A 12,542-nucleotide genomic window follows, 5' to 3' on the forward strand; every position below is an offset into this window, starting at 1 on the left:
TTGTCATTTGCCGCGACCGGATATCTTGCCTAGATATGATGTCTCGCCGTGCCGACAAACGAACTGAATGATCCCCCTATGACCGAAACCGACCTCGTCCCCGTCTTCGACGGCCACAACGATACGCTGCTCAGGCTGTATCAGTCGAAGGACACGGACGTCGAAAAGCTGTTCGTCGAAGGCAAGTCGGGCGGCCATATCGACCTGCCGCGCGCCAAGGCCGGCGGCTTCGCTGGCGGCATGTTCGCCATCTTCCCGCCGCCGGTCGAGAAAGCCAGGCGCAGCGCCGTGCCCTTGGCGCCGAGCGACAGCGAACCGCTGCCGCCGGAGGTGCCACGCGCCGATGCGCTCAATTCGACGATCGCGATGGCCTCGATCCTGTTCCGGCTGGAACGGGCCGGAGCTCTGGCCATCTGCCGCACTGCCGGCGACATTCACAACGCCATGGCCAAAGGCACGATCGCCGCGGTGTTCCACATCGAGGGTGTCGAGGCGATCGATCCTGAACTCACCATGCTCGACGTGCTGCATGCCGCCGGCCTGCGCTCGCTCGGCATCGTCTGGAGCCGGCCGAACGCCTTCGGCAACGGCGTGCCGTTCCGCTTTCCGTCCTCGCCGGATACCGGCCCGGGGCTGACCGATGCCGGCAAGGCGCTGGTCAAGGCCTGCAACGAACTGAAGATCATGATCGATCTTTCGCATCTCAACGAGAAGGGTTTTCGCGATGTCGCCGCGCTCAGCGACGCGCCGCTGGTCGCCACTCATTCCAACGTGCATGCGCTCTGCACCCATTCGCGCAACCTCACCGATTGGCAGCTCGGCGCCATCCGCGAGTCCGGCGGCATGGTCGGGCTCAACTTCGCCACCGGCTTCCTGCGCGAGGACGGCCGCATGAATGCCGACACCAGCCTCGACATCATGGTGCGTCATGTCGATTCCCTGCTGCAGGCTTTGGGCGAGGACGGCGTCGGCCTCGGCTCGGATTTCGACGGCGCCATGATCCCGGCCGTCATCGGCGACGTTGCCGGCCTGCCGAAGCTGATCGATGCCTTGGCCGCGCGTGGTTTCGGCCGGGCGCTGATCGAGAAGATCGCTTACCGCAACTGGTTGAGCATGCTCGAAAGAACCATTGGGTAGCGCGCAGGCGCTACTCGAAACCGATCCTTTTGAGCCAGTCCTTGCCGACGCCGCGGTCGCGGATGATCGGCAGTGGGTTCTCCGAATCGAGCCGCGCGCAGATACGGTAGACCTCGAGCGTCTCTGCGCTCATCTCATCGCGCTTGTAGAAGAACATGGCGGCGGCATAGCGCGTGCGTCCGGACCATTTTTCGCCGAGCGGCGTGTTGACCAGCTCCCACTGTTCCGCCGCCTCCAGATCCGCTTCGTCGGCCATGGTCAAAACTCCGCCGGCGGATCGGCGGTGCGGCGGTCGAGCTTGATGAAGGGTCGCGGCACCACCTTGGCCCGCTTCATCAGCTTCTGATACTGCAGCTCGCGCATGGCGTAGATCTCGACCCAGAGGTCGTCCACGACAGTATCACCGTAGGGCCGCGCCAGCGAGGCGATGGCGATGTTGCGCTTGGCCATCGGCGACCACATTGCAGCGCTGACCAGTCCGACCTCTTGGGATTTCTTGTAGTAGACGATGGCGTGTTCGGCCGGGATGTTGCCTTCGATCTCCAGCCCGACCAGCACATGGCGCAGCTTGCGTTTGGCGCGCGCCTCGAGGATGGCGCGGCGACCGTTGAAATGGCCCTTTTCCGGATCGATCATGAAGCCGAGCCCGATCTCGTCGGGCCTGCGCAAGCGGTCGGCGCGGATGGCATGTTCGGCGGTGGTGAAATCGGCATTGGCAACGATCAGCCCGGCTTCGAGCCGCGCGCGATTGAGCGCGGTGTAGCCGATGGCGCGGATGCCGCGAAGCTCGCCCGCCGTCATCAGCCGGTCCCAGAGGCTGGGTGCCTTCTCGGCCGAAACGAACAGTTCGTAGCCGAGATCGCCGGTGAAGCCGGTGCGCGAGATGGTGAGGGTGCCGCCATCATGTGCAAACTCGGCCAGGTCGAAGATCTTCAATCTCTCGACACCCGCGAAGCCGGCATCGCGCAGCACGGCGAAGGAGGTCGGCCCTTGCAGAGCGAGACCGGCAACGGCCTCAGTTTCTTCCGAGACGGTGACATCGAATCCAATGGCACTGTCGAGCAGCCAGGGTAGATGCCGCTCCTGCGAACAGAGACGAAAGCGTGTCGGCGAGAGCCGGAACAGCGTGCCGTCGTCGAGGACGAAACCCTCGTCATCGCACCACGCCGTATAGTGGACGCGGCCGGCTTTGAGTTTCGTCACGTCGCGCAGGGTGACGCGATCGAGGAAGGCTTCGGCGTCCGGCCCCTCGATCCGGTATTTGGTCATCGGCGAGATGTCGAACAAAGCCGCCTGGCTGCGGATGGCGAAATATTCGAGCTCCTCGTCCCACAGCGAGTGCGGCGCGCGGTAGCCGGCCCAATTGTACCAGTCCTGGGTTTTGGCCAGCGCATCAAGGCGCGGCTGGAACGGCGTGCCGAGGCGCAGTGTGCGGAAGTGGTCTTGCGCGGCGATGCGGGCGGAAACAGCCGCATCTTCTGTCTTTGCAACGGGCTTCTTCCTGCTTGCCTGAGCCATGGCCTACCCCTTCATCGCGATGATGCTTCGTGCGGCATTGAGCCCTGGTGCACCGGAGACGCCGCCACCCGGATGCGAGCCGGCGCCGGCCAGGAACAGCCCTTCCAGCGGCGTGTCGTAGCCGGACCAGCCGGAGACGGGACGCGAGATCAGCATCTGGTCGGCCTGCAATTCGCCGTGGTGCCAATGGCCGCCGGGCATGCGATAGCGCGCCTCGATATCGGCCGGTGTCAGCAGCTCGGCATGGAGGACGCTCTTGCCGATGCTAGGCGCATGAGCCTCGAGCTGCGCCATGACTGCCCTAAGGAATTTCGACTTGCCGGCATCCCAGCCTTCCTTCAAGGCGTAGGGCGCGTATTGCACCACCGCCGAGAGCACACAGGCGCCATCAGGCGCCAGCGATGGATCGGCGAGGCTGGGCAAGGTGATTTCCATCACCGGCTCGGGCGAGAACTCGCCATACTTGCATGGGTTGAAAGCGCGCTCGACGTGATCGGGCGAGGGCGCGATGACCAGCCGGCCCTTGTGAGCGGCGGCATCGGCACCGGTGAACTGTGGCGGCCGGTCGAGTGCGAGATGCAGCTTGGCGGCATCGCCCTTCATGCGGATGTTTTTCACCTTGCGCACGAAGCCGGTGTCGATCTCGCGCGGCCGGACAAGGTCGAGGAAAGTGGTCGCCGGATTGATGGCCGAGACAATGGTCCTGGCGCGCAGTTCCTCGCCAGTGTCGAGCGCGACGCCGACGGCGCGGCCTTTCTCGACGATGATTTTTGCTGCGGCAACCGATGTGCGGATGGTGACGCCGGCCTTCTCCGCCGAGGCGCGGATGGCGGCGACGACCGCACCCATACCGCCCTTCGGCAGCATTTGCGCGCCGGCCGCGCCGCCGGTCTCGCCAGCCAGGCGATAGTAAAGACCAAGCAGCGAGGTCGGCGAGCGCGGACCGAGATGGCTGCCAAGCGTCGCGTCGAAGGCGAGCAGGCCTTTCAGCCTGTCATCCCTGAGCTGCTCATCGAGCAGGTCGGCGACGTTCATCAAGAGCACGCGCAGGAAGTCGCGCATATCCTCCTTGCCGAGTTTCTTCAGCGCCAGCGCGGTCTGGCCGAGGGCTGCGGTCTCCAGCAACGACATGCCGGCGAGATCGGGCGCGCGACGGGAGAGGAAGGGTTTCAGGATGCCGGCATAGCGCAGCAATTGCGCACGCAGTTCCTTCCAGGCGGATTGCTCGGACGCGCTGGCGCCGGTCAGCACCTCGCCATAGGCGCCATGCAGCATTAGCGCCGGGCCGTCCTTCGATAGCGCCACCGACGGCAGGAAGTCAGCGCGGGCGACTTTTAGCCCATGCTTCTCCAGTTCCAGCGTCTTCACCACATCGGGATGCAGACGGTTCAGCAGATGGGCGATCGAAGAGGCGCGAAAACCCGGGGCGAACTCCTCGGTGCGCGCGGCACCGCCCACTTCGGCTCCCGCCTCCAACACCAGAACCTTGCGGCCGGCCTTGCCCAGTGTGGCGGCAGCGACGAGGCCGTTGTGGCCGCCGCCGATGACGATTGCATCAAATGACGTCATGGGCCGGGCTCATATGCGAGGTGGATTTGGCGAGATCGCGCAGGATTTCGGCGGCGGCATTGCGGCCGGGCGCGCCCATGACGCCGCCGCCGGGGTGGGTCGAGGAGCCGCACATATAGAGCCCGCCAACCGGCGAGCGGTATTGTGCGTAGCCCGGCACCGGGCGGTTGAACAGAAGCTGGTCGAAGGTCAATTCGCCCTGAAAGATGTTGCCTTCGGTGAGGCCGACCTCGGCTTCGATCTCGCGCGGCGTGCGCACCTCCATGTGGACGATGCGGTCGCGGAAGCCGGGTGAGTACTCAGATATCTGCGCAATCACGCTCTCGGCGAAACCGTCGCGGTCGGCATCTGTCCATTCGCGGCCGTTCACCTTGGGCGGCGCGTATTGCACGAAGCAGCTCATGAAGTGCTTGCCCGGCGGCGCCATCGTCGGGTCGAGCGTCGTCGGGATGACCATGTCGAGGAACGGGTCGGCCGACCAGCGCCCGGCCTTCCAGTCGTCATAGGCGCGTTCCATGCGCTCCATTGAATCGGTGAAATGCATGTCGCCGCGATAGACCGGCGAATCCTTCGGCAGCGCCGGAAATTCCGGCAGCGAATCGAGCGCGATGTTGACCTTGCCGGAGGAGCCGCGGATCTTGAAGTTCTTGACCCGACGCAGAAAGATGTCGGGCAGTTCCTTTTCCTCGACCAGCTTCAGAAAGGTACGCTTCACGTCGGCGTTGGAGACGACGAGCTTGCCATAAATCTCCTCACCGCCGGCCAGCACAACGCCCTTCGCCTTGCCTCTGGCAACCAGCACATGGTCGACCTCGGCGCCGGTGCGGATGGTGCCGCCCGAGGCCTTGAACGACGCGGCCAGCGCCTTGGTGACCGCGCCCATGCCGCCGCGCGCATAGCCCCAGGCGCCGACCGAGCCGTCGACCTCGCCCATATAGTGGTGCAAGAGCACGTAGGCCGTGCCGGGCGACATCGGCCCGAGCGCGGTGCCGATGATGCCGGACAGAGCGAAGTTCGCCTTGATGACATCGGTCTCGAAATACTCGTCGAGGAACTCCGAGATCGACATGGTCCAGAAGCGCAGCGTCAGCGCCATTTCTTCCGCCGACAGGCCAGCGAATTTCTTGCCGAGATAGAGCAGCTCGCCGAGGTCGCGCGGCTTGAGGCTGGTCGGGTCGGGCGCGGTGCGCATCAGCAGCGGCTGGATGAAGCGGCACTGCCGCGTGACGTCGCGGGCGTAGCGGTCATAGGCCTCGGCATCGCGCCTGGAGAAGCGGGCGAATTCGCGTCGGTGCGCATCATGGTCGCGGTAGTTGGCGAGATAGTCGCCATCCCTCGTGAATACCGCGCCGCCTTCATAGGAAATGACCTGCAGGCCGAAGCGCGGCAGTTCGAGGTCGCGCATGATTTCCGGGCGGAACAGCGAGCAGACATAGGAGCAGTTGGAGTAGAGAAAACCCGGTGTCAGCTCGCGGCTGGTGGCCGCGCCGCCGACCCATTCGTTCTTCTCCACCACCAGCACGTCGAGCCCGGCGCGCTGCAGGTAGCAGGCATTGACCAGGCCGTTGTGTCCGCCGCCGATGATGATCGCGTCCCAAGCTTTCATTGTGGCTCAATCTCTTTGTTTCTACGCAATTCCCAAGGGAAAGCGCTGAGCGGTTTTCCCGGGAAAACCGCTCACACTTTTCGTGGAATTGCTCTGTGCGATCCGTTGTTCATTTTTGCGTGATCTGTTCCCGATTGCGCGGAATTTGGCATGGTAACGGCCATTCTGTCCAGCCATTCTGAATGAATGTTCAACAAATGATGTTGCGTTTTCCCTGACATGCGCTACGCTTTGCCGACATTCGACAGTGCGCAATTCGGCGATTGGGGACCGAGGGCCGATGATCGAAGCGGCAGATGCCGAACCGGAATATGACGACACCGCCATCCGCTTCCTCGAGGCGCTCTGGGGCGATGGTTACCTGTCGCCGGGCGGGCCGGAAGAGGTCGATCGGGTGGTCGACGGACTTTCGCTCAAGGGCAAGACGATCCTCGATATCGGCTGCGGTTCCGGTGGCATCACCCTGCACCTGATCGAGCGTCATGGCGCCGCTCATGCCACCGGCTTCGATGTCGAGCAGCCGGTGATCGAGGCGGCCAGACGGCGAGCAGCAGTGCGTGGTCTGGCCAAGCGCGCCAGCTTCGTTCAGGCGCCACCCGGACCACTGCCCTTCGCCGATCGCTCCTTCGATACCGTTTTTTCCAAGGACGCGCTGCTGCATGTGCCTGACAAGGACGGCCTGTTCGCCGAAATCTTCCGTGTGCTGAAGCCGGGCGGCGTCTTTGCCGCTTCCAACTGGATGATTGGGCATGATGGCGAACCCTCACCCGAGATGAAGGCCTATATCGCGGCGGAAGGGCTGTCCTTCGCCATGGCCTCGCCGGCGCGCTATGCAGAGGCGATGCGCAAGGCGGGCTTTGCCGACATCACCATGCGCGACCGCAATCCCTGGTATCGCGAGGTCGCGCGCGGCGAGCTCGTGCGACTCAAGGGACCGCTCTACGCCCGAGCCGCGGCCGCGGTCGGCGCGGCCTATGTCGACAAGAATATCAAGACCTGGGAGGCAATGCAGAAGGTGCTTGACAGTGGCGAGCACCGTCCCACTCATCTGCGCGGTTGGAGGCCGGTTGGATAGCCGGCGATGCTGGAGACCGTCACACCCATGAAGACTTCCGAGGCCAGGGACATTCTCGCCGAAGCGGCGCAAAAGGGCGATGCCGAAAAGCGCGGCCGCAAGGCTTCGAAGGAAGTCCGTCAGTTGCAGCTGATCGAGGCGACGATCGATTCTCTGGCCAAGCGCGGCTACGCCGAGACGACGATGGCCGATGTCGCCGATGGCGCGGGCCTCTCGCGAGGCATCGTCAACTTCCATTTCGAGAGCAAGGAAAAGCTGCTCATCGCGACGCTGCAGCATATGTATGACGAGTATTCGGCGCATTGGCGCGCCGCCCTGCAGAAGGCAGGCGACGATCCGGCGCGGCAGCTGCAGCAACTGGTGTGGGCCGACTTCGACCGCTCGATCTGCAACAAGCGCAAGCTCGCCGCCTGGCTGGCCTTTTGGGGCGAGGCCAAGTCGCGGCCGACCTATCAGGCGCTGAGCAGTTCGCGCGATAATTATTACCAGCAGGTCTTCATCGATCTCTGCACGACGCTCAAGCAGAGCGGCTCGTATGCTTATGAGCCGCAAGTGATGGCGCTGGCGCTGTCGGCCATGCTGGAGGGGCTGTGGCTGCGGCTGATGATGGGCACCGAGGACACAACGCGCGAAACAGCCTTGCAGGCGGCCAATGCTTTTTTGGCCGCTGCCTTCCCGAAGCATTACGGTTAGCAACAGCCGGCCGCCAAGACCGGCAAGACCAAAAGAGGATGGAACAGCATGAAGAACCTTAGCCGACGCCTGACATTGACATTGGCGCTGGGCGGCGCGCTTGCGGCTTCGGCGGCAGCGTTCGCCGTCGCCGCCGACAAGGACCTGATCGTGTTCGACTGGTCCGGCTATGAAGCCCCCAGCTTCCACCCGAAATATGTCGAGAAGAACGGCGATTCGCCGACCTTCGCCTTCTTCGGTGACGAGGACGAGGCGTTCGAGAAGGTGCGCTCCGGCTTCAAGGCCGATCTCGGTCATCCTTGCTCGCAGAGCGTGACGAAGTGGCGCGAAGCAGGCCTCTTGCAGCCGCTCGATACCTCGAAGATCACGGGCTGGAAAGACCTCAATCCAGGCATCATGGCGATGAAAAATCTCGCCACGACCGATGACGGCAAGGCGTGGTTCATGCCGTGGGACTGGGGCAACACGCAGCTCACCTACAACTCCTCCAAGATCGACGCCAAGGACGTGCAGTCGCTGAAGGCATTCGCCGATCCGAAGTTCAAGGGCCGGGTGTCGATCGGCGACAATGTCGACGATGCCTATGCGCTGGCGAGCCTCGCCATCGGGCTGAGGGACTGGACCAAGATGACGGATGACCAGTTCAAGCAGGCATCCGACTTCCTGCGCCAGGTGCACAAGAATGTCCGCTCCTACTGGACCGACACCACCGACATCGTCCAGCTGTTGAGCGGTGGCGAGGTCGACCTCGCCTGGGCCTGGAACGATGCGACGGTGCAGTCGGTCGCCGCCGGCGTGCCGATCAAATCCGTAAAGGATACCAATGAAGGCATCTCGACCTGGGTCTGCGGCTATGTCCTGTTCAAGGACGCGCCCGGCAACATCGACAAGGCCTATGATTATCTGAACGCCGTCAACGATCCGGAGACCGCCAAGGTGCTGGTCAAGGACTGGGGCTATGGCCAGGCCAATGCCAAGGGCATGGCCGGGGTCGATCAGGCGATCCTCAGGGAAAAAGGCTATGACGACGTGCAGAAATTCGTCGACAAGACGCTGTTCCAGTCGCCGCTGCCGACCGATCTCAAGCTGAAGATGATCGCCGAATTCGAAAAGATCAAAGCCGGGTATTGATCCTTTTGGAGACATTGACCCGGCACCGGCTGTTGCATGGGAGGCGTGGTGCGTTGCAGGAACAATTCAAGGAGCGCACTAGGAAGTGGGTCGCGGTGGCCGCTGAGTTCGAGAAATCGAGGAACGACCCCGTGACCTGTCCTTTCTGTGAGGCCGCGATCCTTGCCGTGTACGATGTACCCCTCAATAGTAAAGGCGGGTACGAGCGGTGGGTGCATTGCCCTCAGTGCAAGGAGAAGACCGAGTTTTTGGTCGGCCCGCTGGGTTCCGATTGAGACATGCCAGTTAAGCGGCGGGCTCGCCAAAGTCGGCGATTTCTCCTAACCTCGCTCGATGTCTTCGCGATGGGGGAGTCTCGCGCCATGAAGTCAGTGCTACGCCGCCTTAGCCTTGCCGCCGCTTGTATCATCGGCGCCGGCGCGGCCTATGCCTGGGCGGAAGGCGGTGGCGATCTCGTGGTGTTCGACTGGTCCGGTTACGAGGATCCGCTGCTGCATCCCGCCTACACCGCCAAACACGGCGCCGAGCCGACCTTCGCTTTCTTTGGTGACGAGGACGAGGCTTTCGAGAAGATGCGGGCGGGCTTCAAGACCGACATCGCGCATCCCTGTTCGCAAAGTGTGGCGAAATGGCGCGACGCGGGCCTGCTGCAGCCGCTCGACACCTCCCGGATTGCCGGCTGGAAGGACCTCAATCCCGGCATCATGGCGATGAAAAACCTCACCACCACCGCCGACGGCAAGGCCTGGTTCATGCCGTTCGACTGGGGCAACACGGCATTGCTCTACCGCACCGACAATGTGACGGCTGACGAGGCGAAGTCGCTGCGGATCCTGGCCGATCCGAAATTCAAAGGGCGCGTCACCATCGGCGACAATGTCGACGATGCCTACGCGCTGGCGAGCCTGGTCATCGGCCTGAAGGACTGGACCAAGATGACCGACGCGCAGTTCAAGGAGGCGTCGGATTTCCTGCGCCAGGTGCACAAGAACGTGCGTCTCTACTGGACCGACTCGAGCGATATCGATCAGGCGTTTTCCGGCAACGAGGTCGACCTTGCCTGGGGCTGGGGCCAGACACTGATCGCGATGAGCGGGCAAGGTGTTCCCGTCGCCATGAACCGCGATACCAGGGAAGGCATGTCGACCTGGGTGTGCGGCTACGTGTTGATGAAGGACGCGCCGGGCAAGCTCGACCAGGCCTATGATTTCCTGAGCGCGGTCAATGCGCCCGATATTTCGAAGTACATGGTCACGACGTTCGGCTACGGTCATGGCAACAGCGCCGGCATGGCCGCGATCGACCACAAGGTACTGGCCGAGCGCGGCTTTGACGACATCGACAAGTTCCTCGACAAGACGCTATTCCAGCAGCCGGTCGCGCCGGAACTGAAGAAGCGCATGGTCGACGAGTTCGAGAAGATCAAGGCCGGCTATTGACGAGCGAACCGGAAAGAACCGACGTCGTCATCGTCGGTGCCGGCTTCACCGGCCTGTCGGCGGCGCTTGCGTTGAAGCAGGCCGGCATCGGCTTTCTGCTGCTCGAGGCGCGTGATCGCGTCGGCGGACGGGTCGAAGCCAGGCGAAACGGACTTGGCGAGCGCATCGACAGCGGCGGCCAGTTCCTGTGCCAGGACATGCCGGAAGTGATGGCGCTGGCGAAGGCGCGCGGCAAGACCTTCGTCGAAACCTATGTCGAGGGTGATTTCATCACCCATCCGCCGATGCCGGCCAGGGACGCCAAGCAGACCTATTACGGCGCGATGGCGATTCGAGAGCGCATGAACGGCATCGAGCCGGACGACCCTTCGATAGAAGGCATGAGCGTCGCCGCCTGGCTGGAACAGCAGCATGATCCCATCGATGCCAAGACGGCTTTCCGCTCGATGATCGAAGGCCTGTGGTGCCTGCCGATGGACAAGGTGCCGCTGTGGTACCTGATCGACAATGACCGGCGCATCACCAACGAGGTGCCGGAGCTGCAGTATTCTCTGCGCGAGACCATGCAGTCGCTGGCCGAGGACCTGGCTGGCGATCTCGGTGACATAGTGCGGCTTGGCGAACCGGTCACGCGCGTCGAGCATGGACCGCAAGGCGTTCGTGTCGTCACGGGCAATAGCGTGATCGAAGCGCGCCAGGTGCTGGTCGCGCTGCCGCCGGCGACGGCCGCGAAGCTCGACTTCGCGCCTGCCTTGCCGCCGTTGCTCGGGCGAGCGCTTGGGGTCTGGGAAAGCGGCGCGGTGATCAAGACCCTGGTTCGCTACGCCAAGCCGTTCTGGCGCCAGCAGGGGTTGAGCGGCATGGTGATGTGGCGCGACCTGCCGGGACTGTTTGCCTGCGACGCCAGCAAGGACGCGAAGCATGCCGCGCTCGTCGTCTTCATCGGCGGGCCGCTGGCGCTGCGCTGGCGTGCACTCGATGCGGCGGGGCTGCGTGCCGAAGTGACCAGCCGATTGCAAGAAGCCCTCGGTCCGGATGCCGGCGACGCCATCGATTTCAGTTCGCGCGACTGGATACAGGATCGCTGGAGCGGCGGCGCCTACAGCGACCTCATCGTCGACGCGACTGCGAGGGATGCCGAGCGAACGATTCTTGCGGGTGCGCCGCCGGTCCATTTCGCCGCTTCGGAACTGTCGCCATCCTTTCCGGGCTACGTCGAGGGTGCGATCGTCGCGGGGCGCATCGCGGCACGCAGGATCATCGCCGAGCTTCAGTCGCCCATCGCCACCAGCGCTTCAGGATCGTAGGCAAGGCGGATCGGGGTGCCGACCGGAATGTCGTCGGCGCCGAAATCGTTGGTCTCTGTCACCGACAGCGGTTTTTCCAGCCCCGGTATCTCGACGATCAGGTGGGTGATCTCGCCGAAATAGTGGCGCTCGACCACCTTGCCGGCGACCTCGAATTTTGCCGTCGCATTGTCCCACAGCACGCGCAGACGCTCAGGCCTTATGCCGAGCGTAGCGGCGCCGCCATTGCGCACGAAAGCCTTCGGCTTGTCGGTTTTGACACGGCCGAAGCCGAGCGTGTCGACGACCAGCGAGGCGCCGTTCTCCTCGACGATCTCGGCCTTGACGAAGTTCATGCCGCCGAGGAAGTCGGCGACCTGTCGGTTGACCGGGCGCTGGTAGATCTCCTTGGGCGAGGCGACCTGCGCGATCTTGCCGCCGAACATCACGGCAATGCGGTCGGACATGGCGAGCGCTTCATACTGGTCGTGGGTGACCAGTACGAAGGTGATGCCGACGGCCTGCTGCAGGCGGCGCAGCTCGACCTGCATTTGTTCGCGCAATTTCTTGTCGAGCGCCGACAGCGGTTCGTCGAGCAGCAGCACCTTGGGGCGCATGACAAGTGCTCGGGCAAGCGCCACGCGCTGGCGCTGGCCGCCGGACAGCTCTGTCGCCAGCCGCTTGCCGAGTCCGGTCAGCGAGACCTGCGCCAGCGCCTCCTCGACCCGGCGCTTCTCCTCGCCGCCCTGCAGCTTCAGCCGCTTCAGCCCATAGGCGACGTTCTGCTCCACATTGAGATGCGGGAAGATCGCATAGCTCTGGAACACCATGTTGGTCGGCCGGCGGTTGGCCGGAATGCCTTCCATAGGCTGGCCGCCGACGGCAATGGATCCGCTGGTCGGATTGTCGAAACCGGCGATCATGCGCAGCAGCGTGGTCTTGCCGCAGCCGGACGGGCCGAGCAGCGAGAAGAATTCGCCTTCCCTGATGGTCAGGGAGGCGTCGTCCAGCGCCTTGAACGATCCATAGCTGCGGGTGACGTTGCGGATCTCGATCATGGCTCGATCGGATTGCGCGCGCTCGATCTG

Annotated in this window: 11 protein-coding genes; 6 read left to right on the forward strand and 5 right to left on the reverse strand. The window is 63.7% G+C overall.

Annotated features, from left to right (window positions below; translation table 11 throughout):
• The first annotated feature begins 78 nt into the window (after positions 1–78).
• Positions 79–1,137 (forward strand): dipeptidase, encoded by a 1,059-nt coding sequence (locus AC0V8S_RS08320; protein WP_475437395.1) that lies wholly within the window; start codon positions 79–81, stop codon positions 1,135–1,137.
• A gap of 10 nt (positions 1,138–1,147) precedes the next feature.
• Here AC0V8S_RS08320 and AC0V8S_RS08325 read toward each other — a convergent pair whose 3' ends face one another.
• From AC0V8S_RS08325 to AC0V8S_RS08340, 4 genes are read right to left on the reverse strand one after another with little or no spacing between them, the layout of a single operon-like run.
• Complete coding sequence (locus tag AC0V8S_RS08325; protein WP_475437396.1) at positions 1,148–1,393, reverse strand: hypothetical protein; 246 nt, start codon at positions 1,391–1,393, stop codon at positions 1,148–1,150.
• 2 nt (positions 1,394–1,395) lie between these two features.
• The gene (locus AC0V8S_RS08330; RefSeq protein WP_475437397.1) at positions 1,396–2,655 is read right to left on the reverse strand and encodes an aminomethyl transferase family protein; all 1,260 of its coding nucleotides are present in this window, start codon (positions 2,653–2,655) and stop codon (positions 1,396–1,398) included.
• A 3-nt stretch (positions 2,656–2,658) separates the two neighbouring features.
• Positions 2,659–4,224 carry a phytoene desaturase family protein gene (locus AC0V8S_RS08335; protein ID WP_475437398.1) on the reverse strand — a complete coding sequence of 522 codons (1,566 nt, stop codon included), beginning with the start codon at positions 4,222–4,224 and terminating at the stop codon, positions 2,659–2,661.
• A complete protein-coding gene (locus tag AC0V8S_RS08340) occupies positions 4,211–5,830 on the reverse strand; it encodes a phytoene desaturase family protein (protein ID WP_475437399.1) in 1,620 nt (539 codons plus the stop codon). Before AC0V8S_RS08340 ends, AC0V8S_RS08335 begins: the two co-directional genes overlap by 14 nt.
• Before the next feature lie 280 nt (positions 5,831–6,110).
• On the opposite strand from AC0V8S_RS08340, the gene AC0V8S_RS08345 reads away from it, so the two are divergent.
• The 5 genes from AC0V8S_RS08345 (at position 6,111) to AC0V8S_RS08365 (ending at position 11,475) form a co-directional block, all read left to right on the forward strand.
• Positions 6,111–6,905: a class I SAM-dependent methyltransferase gene (locus AC0V8S_RS08345; protein ID WP_475437400.1), complete on the forward strand. Its 795-nt coding sequence runs from the start codon at positions 6,111–6,113 to the stop codon at positions 6,903–6,905.
• Between the two features lie 6 nt (positions 6,906–6,911).
• Positions 6,912–7,598 carry a transcriptional regulator BetI gene (gene betI, locus AC0V8S_RS08350; RefSeq protein WP_475437401.1) on the forward strand — a complete coding sequence of 229 codons (687 nt, stop codon included), beginning with the start codon at positions 6,912–6,914 and terminating at the stop codon, positions 7,596–7,598.
• A gap of 48 nt (positions 7,599–7,646) precedes the next feature.
• On the forward strand, positions 7,647–8,729 hold the full coding sequence (locus tag AC0V8S_RS08355; RefSeq protein WP_475437402.1) for an ABC transporter substrate-binding protein: 1,083 nt from the start codon (positions 7,647–7,649) through the stop codon (positions 8,727–8,729).
• A gap of 362 nt (positions 8,730–9,091) precedes the next feature.
• The gene (locus AC0V8S_RS08360; protein ID WP_475437403.1) at positions 9,092–10,168 is read left to right on the forward strand and encodes an extracellular solute-binding protein; all 1,077 of its coding nucleotides are present in this window, start codon (positions 9,092–9,094) and stop codon (positions 10,166–10,168) included.
• Positions 10,165–11,475, forward strand: a complete 1,311-nt coding sequence (locus AC0V8S_RS08365; protein WP_475437404.1) for a flavin monoamine oxidase family protein — start codon at positions 10,165–10,167, stop codon at positions 11,473–11,475. Before AC0V8S_RS08360 ends, AC0V8S_RS08365 begins: the two co-directional genes overlap by 4 nt.
• Here AC0V8S_RS08365 and AC0V8S_RS08370 read toward each other — a convergent pair.
• A complete protein-coding gene (locus tag AC0V8S_RS08370) occupies positions 11,439–12,512 on the reverse strand; it encodes an ABC transporter ATP-binding protein (protein ID WP_115140700.1) in 1,074 nt (357 codons plus the stop codon). The two genes, AC0V8S_RS08365 and AC0V8S_RS08370, sit on opposite strands and share 37 nt — an antisense overlap.
• Between the last annotated feature and the right edge of the window lie 30 nt (positions 12,513–12,542).

This window comes from Mesorhizobium oxytropidicola (assembly GCF_056174625.1).